Consider the following 14,000-nt stretch of genomic DNA (forward strand, 5'->3'; position numbering starts at 1 on the left):
AGCGCATGACAGCTCAAAGAGTTGCGCCGAGCCGATGATAAAGTGGATTCGTCCCGATCGATATCCGGAGCGATGCTAAGTCCTCCCCCGCCAGGGGGAGGTGGCATGCCGAAGGCATGACGGAGGGGGAGGTCAGCGCAGCGCTCCGGCCCCTGTCCGCCTCTCCCGTCCCGCCTCCCACAGCGCCATCCCCGGCGGGAGAGGACCAGCCCGCCCCATCGCACGGCGATTGCCCCAGCCTCTTGAAAGCAAAGGCCGCCGAACCCGTCACACGCGCCAATCCCTTTGACGCGCGCGCCAAAGCCGATAGGGTCCGCGCGATGGACGACACCCACGCCGCGCCGATCCCGCGCTCGCTCTTCGCCTTTTCGATCTTCTACGGCGGCATGGTCTGCATCGCGGGCGTGCTCGGCAACAAGCAGGTGGCGCTGGGGCCGTTGTCCGCGCTCGGTCCGCTGGTCGGGCTGGGGCCGCTGGCGGTGGAGGCGGGAATCTTCGCCTTTCTGCTGCTCGTCGTCACCTCCAGCGCAATGGCCGAACTGCACGGGCGCAGCATCGCCAACCGGCTGGTGCAGATCGGCTTCGTGCCGCTGATCGTTTCGATCCTGTTGTCGTTCATCGTCCATGCGCTGCCCGCCGCGCCCGAGATGCAGCCGGCCAATCGCGATGCTATCCAACTCGTGCTCGGCGGTACGTGGCGCATCTGGCTGGGCGGAATCGTCGCCTATGGCATCTCGCAGACGCTGAACGTCACGATCTTCGCGGCGCTGAAGGGGCGCGAGGGCGGCGGCCTCCTCTGGCTGCGTGCCGGCATCGCCAGCATGCTCAGCCAGATCGTCGATACCTTGCTGTTCGTCACCATCGCCTTCGCCGGCGTCTTCCCGATCGGCGAGCTGCTGGCCGGGCAGATGATCGTCAAGGTCGTGCTCTCGGCGCTCCTCGTGCCGCCGCTGATCTACGTGTTCGTCGGCCTCGGCAAGCGGCTCGACCGCCAGGCCTAAGTTCCCCAAGTCCTCCCCCGCCAGGGGGAGGTGGCAGCGAAGCTGACGGAGGGGGCGGTCAGCGACGCCGCCCGTTATGACCCGCCGCGCGTCGGTCCGGCGGCAGGACTATGAGGACCGCCCTCGGACCGCTAAAGGCCGCCGCATGACCGACTCCGCCGCCACCGCTGCCCTGCTCGCCAAGGCCGAAACGCTGACCGAGGCTCTGCCCTATCTGCAGCGCTATGCCGGTCAGACCTTCGTCGTGAAATACGGCGGCCATGCGATGGGCGATCCGGAACTGGCGCGCGATTTCGCCGAAGACGTCGTGTTGTTGAAGGCGGTCGGCATCAATCCCGTCGTCGTCCACGGCGGCGGGCCGCAGATCGGCGCGATGCTGAAGCGGCTTGGGGTCGAATCGCGCTTCATCGACGGCCTGCGCGTCACCGATGCCGAAACCGCGCGCATCGCCGAAATGGTGCTGGCCGGATCGATCAACAAGGAAATCGTCGCCTGGATCGGGCAGGCGGGGGGCCGCGCGGTCGGCATTTCGGGCAAGGACGCGAACCTCGTCACCGCGATGAAGGTCGGGCGCGACACGCCCGATACGTTGCAGGGGATCGAACGTCACGTCGATCTGGGCTTCGTCGGCGAACCGGTGGCGGTCGACCGCACCATCATTGACACGCTGTCGGCCAGCGGCATCATCCCCGTCGTCGCGCCGATCGCTCTGGGTGCGGACGGGCATACCTACAACATCAACGCCGATACGATGGCGGGGGCGATCGCCGCGGCGCTGGGTGCCTCGCGCTTCTTCCTGCTCACCGACGTCGCGGGCGTGCTGGACAAGGACAAGGTGCTTTTGACCGACCTCGACCCTGCGGGCATCGCGGCGCTGAAGGCGGACGGCACGATCTCGGGCGGCATGATCCCCAAGGTGGATACCTGCGTCGCCGCGGTCGAGGCGGGTGTGGACGCCGCGGTGATCCTCGACGGGCGGGTGCCGCATGCGATGCTGCTCGAAATCTTCACCTCGGCGGGCGCGGGGACGTTGGTCCACGCCTGACCGACAGCGCTTGGCCGCGCCGGGTTTAATCGCTAGGTCCGGCCTCTACCCATAATCCGGAGCCCAGGCGTGGTCGCGCTTTCCCTGATTCAGATCATCATGATCCTGCTCGACGTGCTGTGGTGGATCATCATGGTCCAGTTCGTGCTGTCGCTGCTGATCGTGTTCAACGTCATCAACACGTCGAACAATTTCGTGCGCTCGCTGCACTACGGGCTCGATTCGCTGACGGAGCCGCTCTACCGCCCGCTCCGCCGCGTTCTGCCCAACATAAATGGAATCGATCTGGCGCCGCTCGCGGTGCTAATCATCATCCGCATCCTAGACTCCGTCCTCCTCCCCAATATCGCCGCTGCGATCCTGACCAACGGCGCGGCCTGAGGCGTCGCCGATGGCCGCCTGGACGGTGCGCGACGATGGCATCGTCCTTGCCGTTCGAGTGACACCCCGTAGTGGGCGCGATGCCTTACTGGCTGCCACCGAAGATCATTTTGCCGCGCGACTGGCCGCCGCACCGGTCGACGGCAAGGCGAATGCGGCGCTTCTCGCGCTGGTGGCGGACCGGTTCGGCGTTCCGAAGCGCGCGGTCGCGCTTATCGGCGGAGACACCGCGCGATTGAAGCGGCTGCATGTTGCGGGGGATGCGGCCGTGCTGGCGAAAACCGCTGCCGCCCTCTATGACGTGGCGCCATGACCGCCACGATCATCGACGGCAAGGCGCACGCCCTTGCGCTCCGTACCCGCACCGCCGCGCATGTCGCCGCCTTCCGCGACGCGACCGGCCGGGCGCCCGGCCTAGCCGTCGTCCTGGTCGGCGAGGATCCGGCGTCGTCGGTCTATGTCCGTTCCAAGGGCAAGGCGACGCGTGAGGCCGGGATGGAGAGCTTCGAGCATCGCCTGCCCGCCGACACGGATGCGGATGCTTTATTGGCTCTGGTACGGCGGCTGAATGCCGATCCGACCGTCGACGGCATCCTTGTTCAGCTGCCCCTGCCGAAGCATATCGATGCCGAAGCGGTGCTGCTCGCGATCGATCCGGACAAGGACGTCGACGGTTTTCACCCGGTCAACGCGGGACGCCTCGCGATCGGTGCGGAGGGGTTCGTGCCCTGTACGCCGCTGGGTTGTCTGATGCTGCTGCGCGACATCCATCCCAGCCTGTCGGGCATGGAGGCGGTGGTCGTCGGTCGGTCGAACATCGTCGGCAAGCCGATGGCACAGCTGTTGTTGCAGCAAAGCTGCACCGTCACCGTCGTCCACAGCCGCACGCGCGATGTCGCGGCGCATTGCCGGGCCGCCGATATCGTCGTCGCGGCGGTGGGCATCCCCCATTTCATCCAGGGCGACTGGATCAAGCCGGGCGCGACGGTGATCGACGTGGGCATCAACCGGACCGAGACGGGGCTGGTCGGCGACGTCGATTTCGCTGCCGCCAAGGACGTGGCTGGCGCCATCACGCCGGTCCCCGGCGGCGTCGGTCCGATGACGATCGCCTGTCTGATCCGCAACACGTACATATCCGCCTGCCGCCGCGAGGGCGTGAGCGTCGCATCGTGATCGAGCTGTTCGTCTCGTCGCTCATCACCTTCTTCGTGGTGATCGACCCGCCGGGGTGCGCACCCATCTATGCCGGCCTGTCGTCGGGCGCGTCGCCGCTGCAGCGCCGCAGCATGGCCATCCGCGCGGTCGGCGTAGCAAGCGCGATCCTGTTCGTCTTCGCGCTGTTCGGCGAGAAACTGCTCCACGGCCTGGGCATCAGCCTGGCGAGCTTCCGCATCGCGGGCGGCATCATGCTGTTCCTCATCGCGCTGGAAATGGTGTTCGAGAAGCGCACGCAGCGCCGCGAGGATCGCGCCGCGGAGGTCGCCGCCGATCCGGAAGTGGAGGACGTGTCGATCTTCCCGATGGCGATGCCGATGATCGCCGGACCGGGATCGATCGCGACCGTGATGCTGCTAATGGCGCGTACGAACGGGCTGGAAGCGACGCTGGTCGTGCTGGCCGCGATGGTGACGATCCTGCTGCTTACGCTGGTCGCGCTGCTCGCCGCGGGGCCGCTGATGCGGCTGCTCGGTACGCGGATCGAGGCGGTGATCACGCGTCTGCTCGGCGTTCTGCTGGCGGCGCTGGCGGTGCAGTTCGTGATGGACGGGTTGCAGGTCAGCCTGCGCTGATCGGCTTTATCGCGGCGCCACCAGCGGTGCGAAGCGGGCGACCTGACGACCGATCAGGCACAGTTGATCGTAGACGGCGGGATCGCTCGCGCCACCTTCGTCATCGAATTTGGTGATCTGCGTGTTAATGGCCGCGGCAAAGGGCGTCGGCCAGCCGCGCAACGCGTGGACGATCGAGCGCAGCGCCGCAATCGTCGATCCCGTCGCCTGCCAGCCATAAGCGGTGGCGATCAGCCCCACGGGCAGGTCGGCGAGATAGGGGCGTTCGTCGCGCGCGGTTTCCTCCAGCAGGTCGAGCGCGTTCTTGACCACGCCCGAGATGCTGCCGTGATAGCCCGGGCTGGCGATGATGACCGCCGATGCGCCGCGCACCGCGGCGACGAACGCCTGTTCGTCCTCCGTCCGGCTCGTCGCGCGCGGATCGTAGAGCGGCAGGCGCGCCATGTCGGCGCCGCCGAACATCCGCGTTGCAAAGCCCTCGCGTTCCGCCGCGTCGAGCGCAATGCGCAACGCGCGCTCGGTCGAGGAAACTCCGCCGATCGTGCCGCCGATACCGACGACGAGCGGGGGTGAGGAGGGCTGCTGGGTCATGACCCCGCGATAGCGCTCCCCGCGAGCCTGCGCCAGCCGCTGGCGTTCGCGCCTGCAAAAGGGTAAATGGGCCTGCACCTCCCCCACAGCGTCCGGCCCTTGCGCGTGCTGTTATAGGATAGTAATACACGTCATGGCTGACCGCTGGGACGAGCCGATGCGTCACGAACCGATCGATACCAACCGCCGCGGCAGCATCGGCCAGCGCTACGACCTCGACGACGGGGAAGATCGCTTCGAATCGGCGCCGCGCTGGCGTCGCGACGAGGCGCGGGCGCCGGACGAGGATCGGTACGCCGGGCGGTTCGACGCCTTCCTCGATTCCGAACAGGACGCCGTGGCAGAGCCGCCGCCCCGTCGGCCTCGCCATATCGGCCGCTGGATTTTGCGCGGTATCGCCGCGGGCATCGTCCTGCTGGTCATCGCGATCGGCTGGCTCGCCGTGACCGCGCCACTCAGCAAGTCGCTGCAGCCGCCGACGCCGCCGTCGATTACGCTGACCGCGGACGACGGCACGCCGATCGCCCGGCGGGGGGCGATCATCGACAAGCCGGTCGACGCCGCCAAGCTTCCCCCGCACGTCACCGAGGCGTTTCTGGCGATCGAGGACCGGCGCTTCCGGTCGCACTGGGGCATCGATCCGCGCGGCATCTTGCGCGCTTTCGTCCACAACGTCGGATCGGGCGGCGTGCGGGAGGGGGGCAGCACGATCACGCAGCAGCTCGCCAAGAACGCCTTTCTCGACTCAGACCGCACCGCGGCGCGCAAAATCCGCGAGGTCATGATCGCCTTCTGGTTGGAAGCGTGGCTGTCGAAGGATGAAATCCTGTCGCGGTATCTGTCGAACGTCTATTTCGGCGACAACGTCTATGGCCTGCGCGCGGCGTCGAAACATTATTTCGGCCGCGAACCGGAAAAGATGAATATCGGGCAGGCGGCGATGCTGGCGGGGCTGGTCAAGGCGCCCTCGCGCCTTGCCCCGACGAGCAATCTGGAAGGTGCGCGCAAGCGCGAGATGGTCGTGGTGCGCGCGATGGTCGATGCCGGGTTCCTGACCAAGGCCGAAGCCGCAGATGTCCAGCCGCAGCGCGTGCTGGCGAGCCGCCCGACGAGCCTGCCGAGCGGCACCTATTTTGCCGACTGGGTGCTGCCGCAGGCGCGCGACCAGGCGGGCGAGATCAAGACCGAAGCGACGGTGAAGACGACGCTCGACCGCCGATTGCAGCGCACCGCCGAACGTGTCGTGCGGCAGGCGGGGCTGCGGCAGGCGCAAGTGGCGCTGGTCGCGATGCGACGCGACGGCCGCGTTGTCGCGATGGTCGGCGGCAAGGATTACACCAAAAGCCCGTTCAACCGGGCGACGCAGGCGCAGCGACAGCCCGGATCGACGTTCAAACTGTTCGTCTACCTTGCCGCGATGCGGAAGGGCATGACGCCCGACACGATGGCGGACGACACGCCGGTCGAGATCGCCGGGTGGAAGCCGAAGAACGACGATGGGCGCTATCTGGGGCCCATCCCGCTGCGCCGTGCCTTCGCGCGTTCGTCCAACGTGGTCGCGGCTCGGCTGACGCAGGAAGTCGGGGTGCGCAACGTCATCAAGGCGGCGCGCGACCTGGGCATCACGACGCCGATCCCGAACGAGGCGACGATCGGCCTCGGCACGGCGGAAGTCTCGTTGCTCGAACTGACCGCAGCCTATGCGGCGATCGCCAACGGCCAATATCCGGTGCGACCGCGCGGGCTGGAAGAAACGGGCGACAACAAGAGCTGGTACGAATCGCTGACCGGCGGCACCACCAAGATGCCCGACGACATCCGCGAGAAGATGCTCGACCTGCTGTCGTCGTCGCTGCGCGGTACGGGACGCGAGGCCGTGCTGAGCACGGACGCTTATGGCAAGACCGGCACGTCGCAACAGAGCCGCGATGCGTGGTTTATCGGCTTTGCCGGCGATCTGGTCGTCGGTGTCTGGGTCGGCAACGACGACAGCTCGCCCAATCCTGGCCTGCACGGCGGCGGCGTACCGGCGCAAATCTGGCGGAACTTCATGGTTTCCGCGCTCGGCCTCGCGCCGCCACAGGCACCGGTGGTGGTCGAGGAGAATGCCAGCGATCCCGAAACGATCGTCGGGCCGGAAGACCCCGTCGGCGACATGATCGACCAGGCGGGGCCGGAGGTCGAAGGAACGCTCGACGGCCTGGGCCTGCAGATGAAGATGGGGCGCGACGGCAGCATCAGCATCACGCCCGGCCGCGACCGCGAACCGGATGCCCCACGAGAGCCTCGCGAGCCGCGTGCACGGGGTGATGAGGGTGGCGAACGGGAATGATCCGGACGGCCCAAGGCATTTCGATGAATCAGCCCAACCTTCGGCTTTACAAACTACTCCTGCGGCGATGACGCGGAGGGACGATGCAGCCGGTGCAGCTCCGGCTGATGTCGGCCCATCTTTTCCGGTCACCGTTCACTGTGCCAGCCCGTGCTCACTGACGCTGATCCTAGCGGCGGAGGACGACCCGATCCTGCCGATAGCCGGCGGCCACCAACTCGCCGCGCTCGGCCGCCGGGGGAATGCGATCCGGTGGTGCCCTCTCCCTTATGCCGGCCACGACTTCAATGCGGCCTATGAGGGCATTCCCAATCAGACGGTGCGTCAGATGGTCGGACGGTTCCTGGCCGAGAATGATCCCGGCCCGGCCCGCTGATCCATTACTTCGTCGCCATCCACGCGCGGACCTTATCCTCCAGTACCGGCATCGGCAGCGCGCCGCTGTCGAGGACGGCGGCGTGGAAGCCGCGCGGGTCGAAGGATGCGCCCTGCTTGGCCTGTGCTTCCGCTTTCAGTTTCAGGATGGTGAGCTGGCCGATCTTGTACGCGAGCGCTTGCCCCGGGATGGCGATGTAGCGTTCGACCTCGGCGGTCGCGTCCGTCTTTGCCATGGCGGAGTGGGTCAGCATGTAGTCGATCGCCTGCTCGCGGCTCCACCCTTTTGCATGGATTCCCGTGTCGACGACGAGGCGCATTGCGCGCAGCATTTCGTCGTTCAGGCCGCCCATCCGCTGGTAGGGATCGGTTTCCATGCCCAGCGGCTTCCACAGCGTTTCCGCATAGAGCGCCCACCCTTCGACATAGGCGGTGTTGCCGCCGAAGCGCATGAAGGCGGGCAGCGCGGCATTTTCCTGCGCGAGACTGATCTGGAAGTGATGGCCCGGCACCGCTTCGTGCAGGAACAGCGTTTCCATGCCCCAGGTGTAGCGGACCGGCAGGTCATAGGTGTTGTAGTAGAAGACGCCCGGCCGCGTCCCGTCGGGGGTGCCGCCCTGATAGCTGCCTGCCGCATCGCTCTTCGCGCGGTAATCGGGCACCGGCCGGATCTCGAGCGGCGTCTTGGGGATGACGCCGAACTGTTCGCGCACGCGGGCGTCGATGCGCTTGCCGATCGCCTCAAAGCCTTCGCGGACGGCTTCGGCGCTCGTTGGCTGGAAGCGCTTTTCGGTGCGGAGATAGTCGAAGAAGGCGGGCAGCGTGCCTGTGAAGCCCGCAGCGGTCTTCTGCGCCTCCATTTCGCGCGTGATGCGCGTGACTTCGCTGAGGCCCAATTGGTGGACCTGTTCGGCCGCCAGCGGCAGCGTCGTATTCTGCTCGATGCGATAGGCATAGAGCGCCGCGCCGCCGGGCAGGGCCGACAGGCCGACGGTCGCGCGCGCCTTGGGCAGATAGTCGGTCTTCAGGAAATCGCGCATGCGCGTGTGCGCCGGGGTGATGACGTCGCGAACCTGCGCGGCATAGGCCGCGGTCAACCGCTGCCGGTCCGCCGCGGAGATGCTGGCGGGGAACATCGTGACCGGCGCGTAGAACACCGATCCTTCGACGCCCTGCGCGATCAGCGCGTCGAACTGCGCGATCATATTCTCGACGACCAGCCGCGGCTGGACGACGCCTTTCGCCATGCCTTCGCGGAAGCGGGCGATCGCGCGATCGTATAGCGCCGCATAGCCGGCGTTGCGCTTCAGATTGTTCTCGTAATCGGTGACCGTCTTGAACGGTGCCGCCCCCTTGCCGCCCGCGAAATCGGGATAGAAGGTCTGGAAACCGCTGAAATGATCCATCGGCAGCAGCCGGTCGACCGCCTGGATCGCGGGGGCATAGCCGCGCAGGTTGATCTCCGCCTGGTTGCGGAACACGTCATAGGCGAGCTGGTCGACGCGGGTCAGCTTCGACCGGTCGATCGCCTTCAGCGCGGCGAGGTCGGATTCGAGATTACGCTTGTCGCGCGCGGTCGCGGGATCGCTGATGTAATCGCCGAAGCGATCCGCATAGCGCAGGTCGCCGCGGAAGATCGCACTGATCGGGTTCAGCGCCAGATCGCGTTCGTCGCTGTCGTAAAATAGGCGCTTGAGCTTCATGTCCTCCGCGCCATCGCCGGGCAGCGGGGCGGGCGGCGGCAGTGCCTGGCCGAGGGCCGGCGCGGCGACGGAGGCGAGCAGCAAGGCCGCAGCAAGAAAACGCATCTATAAATCCCCTTCTACAGCGCCACTTAGCAAGGCCGGGCGGGGATGCGATAGCCATGGTTGACGCTGTACCCCGTTGCGCCGCAAGGCAGGGGCATGCGCTTCTTTTCCGACAATGCCGCGACCGTGCATCCCCGCGTGATGGCGGCGATGGCCGACGCCAACCGCCTCGATACCGCCTATGACGGCGATGGCCTGTCGCGCAGCCTCGATGCGCGTCTGTCCGATCTGTTCGGCACGGATGTCGCGGCCTTGTGGGTGCCGACCGGGACCGCGGCCAACTGCCTCGCGCTCGCCGCGCTGTGTCCGCCGCATGGCGGGGTGATCTGCCACCGCGACGCGCATATCCAGAACGATGAGGGCGGCGCGCCGGAGTTTTTCACCCACGGCGCCAAGCTGTTCCTGGCCGACGGTGACGGTGCGAAGGTGACGCCCGAGACGATCGCGGCGGTGGCCGATGCGATCCCCAACGACGTCCACCGTGTGCAGCCGCATGCGATCTCGATCACCAACGCCACCGAATATGGCCGGGTCTACACGCCGGACGACGTGGCGGCGATCGGCACGCTGGCGAAGCGCCGGGGTCTAGGCCTGCACATGGACGGTGCGCGCTTCGCCAATGCGGTGGCGACGCTCGGCTGCACGCCCGCCGCGGTGACGTGGCAAGCGGGCGTCGACGCGCTGAGCTTCGGCTTCGTCAAGAACGGCGCGATGAGTGCGGAACTGCTGGTCTTCTTCCGCCCGGACCTTGCCGACGTGACCCGCTATCGCCGCAAGCGGGCCGGGCTGCTGTTTTCGAAGGGGCGCTATCTCGCCGCGCAGGTGATCGCGATGCTGGAGGACGACCTGTGGCTGGCGAACGCACGCGCCGCCAATGCCTGCGCCAGCGCACTCGCGGCAGCGGCTGGCGGCCGGCTGGTCCACCCGGTCGAGGCGAATGAGGTGTTCCTGCGGGTGACGCCCGAGGAAGCGGCGGCGCTGAGGGCGCAGGGCTTCGATTTCTACGATTGGGCGCCCGGCGAAATCCGGCTGGTAACGGCGTGGGACAGCGCGGCGGATCATGTCGCGGCACTCGCCAAGGCGATCGCGGCGCTGTGAGCGACACCGTGACGGGAGGGGCGCCGCCGCCACAATCGACCCGGGCCGCGATCCTGATCCCGTTCGCCATCGTCACGCTGATCTGGGGATCGACATGGCTGGTGATTCGCGATCAGCTGGGCGTCGTGCCGCCGAGCTGGTCGGTGACGTATCGCTTCATCGTCGCAGGGATCGCGATGGCGCTGGTCGCGACGGTGAAAGGCGAACGGTGGGCGCTCGATACACGCGGCTGGGTGTTCGCGGGCGCGGTCGGGCTGCTGCAATTCTGCCTGAACTTCAACTTCGTCTATCGGGCGGAACATTACATCACGTCGGGGCTGGTCGCGGTGGTGTTCGCGATGCTGCTCGTGCCCAATGCGCTGCTGGCGCGCCTGTTTCTCGGCCAGCGGATGGGGCGGCAGCTGATTGCCGGGTCCGCCGTGGCGATGGCGGGCATCGCGCTGCTGTTCCTGCACGAAGCGCGGACCGGACCGGCGGGCGCCGCGGCGACGCTGGCAGGGATCGGTTTTACTGCCATCGCGATCCTGTCGGCGTCCGGTGCCAACGTGTTGCAGGCGACGCCGACCGCGAAACGCTATCCGATGCTGTCGACGCTGGCGGTCGCGATGCTGATCGGGGCGGCGATCGACGGGGCGGTCGCCTGGACGCTGACCGGACCACCGGTGGTCGAGATGCGCGCGGGTTATTGGGCGGGCATCCTGTATCTGGGGCTGTTCGGCTCGGCCTTCGCCTTCCCGCTCTATTACCGCGTGCTGCGCGTGATCGGGCCGGCCAAGGCGGCCTATTCCAGCGTCATCGTCCCCGTCATCGCGATGCTGCTGTCGACGCTGTTCGAGGATTATCACTGGTCGCCGCTCGCCGCGGCGGGCGCGGGGCTGGCCGGCATCGGACTGGTCATCGCATTGAGCGCGCGCAGGCCCAACCGGTAATCGGGATAGGCCGGGCGCCAGCCGAGCAGGCGTTTGGCCTTGCCGTTCGCGACGCGGCGGTTCTCGGCGTAAAAGGCGCGTGCCATCGGCGAGAGCGTCTCCAGCGCGACGATCGGTGGCGGCGGAAGGCGGAGCAGCCCGGCGGCGAAGGCGACCACGTCGTCCTGCGGGCAGGGGCGATCGTCGGCGAGATTATAGGCGCCCGGCGGGGCATTGCGGGCGGCAAGGACGCCGGTGACGATATCGTCGACATTGACGCGGCTGAACACCTGGGTCGGCAGGCCGACACGATGGGCGCGACCCTCTGCCACGCGCTCGAGCGGCGAGCGGCCGGGGCCGTAGATGCCGGGCAGGCGGAAAACATGCGCGCCGCGGGACAGCCAGGCGGCATCGGCGGCGGTGCGCGCGGAGCGGCGGCCCGAGCCGGTGGGGGCGGTTTCGTCGACCCAGGCGCCGCCCGCGTCGCCATAGACCCCTGTCGAGGACAGATAGCCGAGCCAGCGGTCGTGCAGCGCATCGCCGTAGCGGGACAGGACGGGGTCGGCGTCCCCCTCCGGCGGGACCGAGGACAGGACATGGGTGGCGGTGGCCAGCGCGGCGCGGACGGCGGGTTCGTCGTCGAAGCGAAGCGTGCCGTTCCGGCCGTCGCGGGTGGTGCCGATGGTTGCGTCCGGCCAGGCGGCGGCGATGCGGGCGGCGGTGTAGCCGAGGCCGAAGATCAGGAGCATGGGGTTTCCCCGCATGCTCCGTCACCCCGGACTTGGTCCGGGGTCCACTCTGCGGCTAGGGGGACGGCTGGCGCCACTTGCCGTTCCCTTGCGGCCCGGTGGACCCCGGACCAAGTCCGGGGTGACGAGAAGGAGGGGCCACTCACTGCGCCATCGGGCCGTTGTAGGTGGTGCCGAAATAATCGCCCTTGTTCCACGTCGGGCGCTGTGGCGCGTCGGCGACGGCGCGGGCGATGGCGTAATTGGTCGCGACGAAGCGGACGCCCTGATCCCACAGGATCGGCTGGCTGAGGTCGTCGCAGGGACGATGGTAGCAGTGCTCCAGGAAATCCTCGAACGGCTTGGCGCCGGCGCCCTTGACCCCCGGCCACAGGAACAGCGAGGGAATGCCCTTCTTGACGAAGTTGAAGTGATCCGAACGGGTGAAGAACCCCTGTTCGGGCATCGGATCGGGCGACAGGCCGATGCCGATCGCGTTCACCGCCTTTGTCACGATCGGGCCGAGGCTGGAACGGTCGGCACCGAAAGCGATCATATCCTCGAACGTATAGAGCAGCACCGGCATGTCGAGGTTGATATCCGCGACGATCGTTTGGAGCGGCACGGTGGGATGATCGACGAAATAGCTCGATCCGATCAGCCCTTTCTCCTCGCCCGTCACGGCGAGGAACATCACCGTCCGCTTGGGGCGCGTGGGCGCCGTGGCGAAGCGTTTGGCCTCTTCGATCAGGCTGGCGATGCCGATCGCATTGTCGAGCGCGCCGTTGTTGATCCGATCGCGGCCGGGCGCGTCGTCGGGGCGGGCGGGCGAGACGCCGATATGGTCGAGGTGCGCCGACAGGATGACGACCTCCTTGCCGACCATGGGGTCGGTGCCGGGGACGATGCCGACGACGTTGCTGCTGGCGGCGGGGGTGAAGCTGGTTCGCGTCGTTGCCGCGAGCGTGCCACTGAGCGCGACGGGCGTGTAGGTCGGGTCGGCGCGCTGCGCTTCGGCGACGATCGCCGACCAGGGCGTCGCGGCGCCCTCGAACAGGGTCGCGGCGGCGGCCTGGCTCAGCGTGCCGAGCACCGGGGTGGTGGGTGCGGCGCTGGTGCCGGTGCCGTCGGGCTTGGCCCAGGTGGTCTTGGGCGAGGCATAGCCGCCGACCAGCGCCGCGAACGGACGCTGGCGCGGACCGGCGCGCGGGGCATCCAGCATGACGATGCCGACGGCGCCGCGGGCCGCCGCGATCTGCGCCTTGGTGGCGGCGGAGCCGAAATAGGCACGCTCTTCGCCGGGAAAGCGCGTCGGCGATCCGGCGAAGATCGCGACGATCTTGCCGCGCACATCCATGCCCCGATAGTCGTCGACGCCGAATTGCGGCGCGACGATGCCGCGGCCGGCGAAGACGACCGGCGCCGTGACGCTGGTCTCGGCGCGCGCCGGGTTGGGGCTGGGGATATAATCGGTGCCGAACACGAGCGGCCGGGCGCGGCCTGCTGCGTCGGTCCAGCGCATCGTGCCTTCGCTGGCAGCTTTGTAGATCGTCAGCGGCACCTGTTGCAGGTAGCTGCCGGCATCGCCCGCCGGGCGCAGGCCCGCCGCCTGGAATTGCGCCGCGACATACTGCGCGGCGACGTCGTAATCCGGCGTCCCCGCCTCCCGCCCCCGCAACGCATCGGAGGCGAGAAACATGACATGTGCACGCATCGCGGCCTGATCGGCCGGCAGGACGGCTGCGGTGTCGGCCGCGGCCATCTTGGTAGGGCCGGTCTGGGCGGGAGCGGACGCGACGAGGGTCAGCGCGGCAAGCGCGCTAGGAATACGGATCATGCTGGAAAGTCCCGACTATCGATCGTGCCAGCGTAACGGCACCGCCGCGGGTGACAAGATACCGGAAAAGGCCGCAAGCGATGGCTGGCGGGGGGCGTGGGGG

General features: G+C 67.9%; 14 protein-coding genes. 10 read left to right on the plus strand and 4 right to left on the minus strand.

All coding sequences use genetic code 11. The features are described 5' to 3' along the window. The first annotated feature begins 320 nt into the window (after positions 1 to 320). From ACP690_RS01130 to ACP690_RS01155, 6 genes are all read left to right on the plus strand, one after another. The gene (locus ACP690_RS01130; RefSeq protein WP_063689782.1) at positions 321 to 1,001 is read left to right on the plus strand and encodes a queuosine precursor transporter; all 681 of its coding nucleotides are present in this window, start codon (positions 321 to 323) and stop codon (positions 999 to 1,001) included. A 145-nt stretch (positions 1,002 to 1,146) separates the two neighbouring features. Then, positions 1,147 to 2,046 (plus strand): acetylglutamate kinase, encoded by a 900-nt coding sequence (gene argB, locus ACP690_RS01135; protein WP_043060974.1) that lies wholly within the window; start codon positions 1,147 to 1,149, stop codon positions 2,044 to 2,046. 69 nt (positions 2,047 to 2,115) lie between these two features. Further along, a complete protein-coding gene (locus tag ACP690_RS01140; protein ID WP_017980388.1) occupies positions 2,116 to 2,427 on the plus strand; it encodes a YggT family protein in 312 nt (103 codons plus the stop codon). Between the two features lie 10 nt (positions 2,428 to 2,437). Then, entirely contained in the window at positions 2,438 to 2,740 is a 303-nt protein-coding gene (locus ACP690_RS01145) for a DUF167 domain-containing protein (protein WP_426255516.1), read from the plus strand. Further along, positions 2,737 to 3,603 (plus strand): bifunctional methylenetetrahydrofolate dehydrogenase/methenyltetrahydrofolate cyclohydrolase FolD, encoded by an 867-nt coding sequence (folD, locus tag ACP690_RS01150; RefSeq protein ID WP_294210778.1) that lies wholly within the window; start codon positions 2,737 to 2,739, stop codon positions 3,601 to 3,603. The genes ACP690_RS01145 and folD overlap by 4 nt, the downstream gene beginning before the upstream one ends. After that, positions 3,600 to 4,220, plus strand: a complete 621-nt coding sequence (locus ACP690_RS01155; RefSeq protein ID WP_043060971.1) for a MarC family protein — start codon at positions 3,600 to 3,602, stop codon at positions 4,218 to 4,220. The genes folD and ACP690_RS01155 overlap by 4 nt, the downstream gene beginning before the upstream one ends. Positions 4,221 to 4,226: 6 nt before the next feature. On the opposite strand, the gene ACP690_RS01160 is transcribed toward ACP690_RS01155, so the two are convergent. Next, on the minus strand, positions 4,227 to 4,811 hold the full coding sequence (locus tag ACP690_RS01160) for an NADPH-dependent FMN reductase (protein WP_017980384.1): 585 nt from the start codon (positions 4,809 to 4,811) through the stop codon (positions 4,227 to 4,229). 133 nt (positions 4,812 to 4,944) lie between these two features. On the opposite strand from ACP690_RS01160, the gene ACP690_RS01165 reads away from it, so the two are divergent. After that, the gene (locus ACP690_RS01165; protein ID WP_426255518.1) at positions 4,945 to 7,143 is read left to right on the plus strand and encodes a transglycosylase domain-containing protein; all 2,199 of its coding nucleotides are present in this window, start codon (positions 4,945 to 4,947) and stop codon (positions 7,141 to 7,143) included. A 67-nt stretch (positions 7,144 to 7,210) separates the two neighbouring features. Further along, a complete protein-coding gene (locus ACP690_RS01170; RefSeq protein WP_426259875.1) occupies positions 7,211 to 7,519 on the plus strand; it encodes a hypothetical protein in 309 nt (102 codons plus the stop codon). A gap of 4 nt (positions 7,520 to 7,523) precedes the next feature. On the opposite strand, the gene ACP690_RS01175 is transcribed toward ACP690_RS01170, so the two are convergent. Beyond that, on the minus strand, positions 7,524 to 9,326 hold the full coding sequence (locus ACP690_RS01175; RefSeq protein WP_426259876.1) for a DUF885 domain-containing protein: 1,803 nt from the start codon (positions 9,324 to 9,326) through the stop codon (positions 7,524 to 7,526). 96 nt (positions 9,327 to 9,422) lie between these two features. Here ACP690_RS01175 and ACP690_RS01180 point away from each other — a divergent pair, with 96 nt between their 5' ends. Together ACP690_RS01180 and ACP690_RS01185 are read left to right on the plus strand one after the other, a co-directional pair. Beyond that, positions 9,423 to 10,424 carry a threonine aldolase family protein gene (locus tag ACP690_RS01180; protein WP_426259877.1) on the plus strand — a complete coding sequence of 334 codons (1,002 nt, stop codon included), beginning with the start codon at positions 9,423 to 9,425 and terminating at the stop codon, positions 10,422 to 10,424. Beyond that, entirely contained in the window at positions 10,421 to 11,353 is a 933-nt protein-coding gene (locus ACP690_RS01185) for a DMT family transporter (RefSeq protein ID WP_017980380.1), read from the plus strand. Before ACP690_RS01180 ends, ACP690_RS01185 begins: the two co-directional genes overlap by 4 nt. On the opposite strand, the gene ACP690_RS01190 is transcribed toward ACP690_RS01185, so the two are convergent. After that, positions 11,266 to 12,081, minus strand: a complete 816-nt coding sequence (locus ACP690_RS01190) for an NAD(P)-dependent oxidoreductase (protein ID WP_426259878.1) — start codon at positions 12,079 to 12,081, stop codon at positions 11,266 to 11,268. The genes ACP690_RS01185 and ACP690_RS01190 overlap by 88 nt on opposite strands. 142 nt (positions 12,082 to 12,223) lie before the next feature. Continuing rightward, entirely contained in the window at positions 12,224 to 13,897 is a 1,674-nt protein-coding gene (locus ACP690_RS01195; RefSeq protein ID WP_426259879.1) for a M28 family metallopeptidase, read from the minus strand. Between the last annotated feature and the right edge of the window lie 103 nt (positions 13,898 to 14,000).

Source organism: Sphingomonas sp. DC4900 (assembly GCF_049896485.1).
Taxonomy (GTDB): domain Bacteria; phylum Pseudomonadota; class Alphaproteobacteria; order Sphingomonadales; family Sphingomonadaceae; genus Sphingomonas; species Sphingomonas aquatilis.

What these genes read in the sequence shown, in the direction of transcription:
- ACP690_RS01175 (WP_426259876.1), bottom strand. Translation starts at nt 9,326, where the DNA reads ATGCGTTTTCTTGCTGCGGCCTTGCTGCTCGCCTCCGTCGCCGCGCCG.
- ACP690_RS01180 (WP_426259877.1), top strand. Translation starts at nt 9,423, where the DNA reads ATGCGCTTCTTTTCCGACAATGCCGCGACCGTGCATCCCCGCGTGATG.
- ACP690_RS01190 (WP_426259878.1), bottom strand. Translation starts at nt 12,081, where the DNA reads ATGCTCCTGATCTTCGGCCTCGGCTACACCGCCGCCCGCATCGCCGCC.
- ACP690_RS01145 (WP_426255516.1), top strand. Translation starts at nt 2,438, where the DNA reads ATGGCCGCCTGGACGGTGCGCGACGATGGCATCGTCCTTGCCGTTCGA.
- ACP690_RS01130 (WP_063689782.1), top strand. Translation starts at nt 321, where the DNA reads ATGGACGACACCCACGCCGCGCCGATCCCGCGCTCGCTCTTCGCCTTT.
- ACP690_RS01195 (WP_426259879.1), bottom strand. Translation starts at nt 13,897, where the DNA reads ATGATCCGTATTCCTAGCGCGCTTGCCGCGCTGACCCTCGTCGCGTCC.
- argB (WP_043060974.1), top strand. Translation starts at nt 1,147, where the DNA reads ATGACCGACTCCGCCGCCACCGCTGCCCTGCTCGCCAAGGCCGAAACG.
- ACP690_RS01170 (WP_426259875.1), top strand. Translation starts at nt 7,211, where the DNA reads ATGACGCGGAGGGACGATGCAGCCGGTGCAGCTCCGGCTGATGTCGGC.
- ACP690_RS01160 (WP_017980384.1), bottom strand. Translation starts at nt 4,811, where the DNA reads ATGACCCAGCAGCCCTCCTCACCCCCGCTCGTCGTCGGTATCGGCGGC.
- ACP690_RS01165 (WP_426255518.1), top strand. Translation starts at nt 4,945, where the DNA reads ATGGCTGACCGCTGGGACGAGCCGATGCGTCACGAACCGATCGATACC.
- folD (WP_294210778.1), top strand. Translation starts at nt 2,737, where the DNA reads ATGACCGCCACGATCATCGACGGCAAGGCGCACGCCCTTGCGCTCCGT.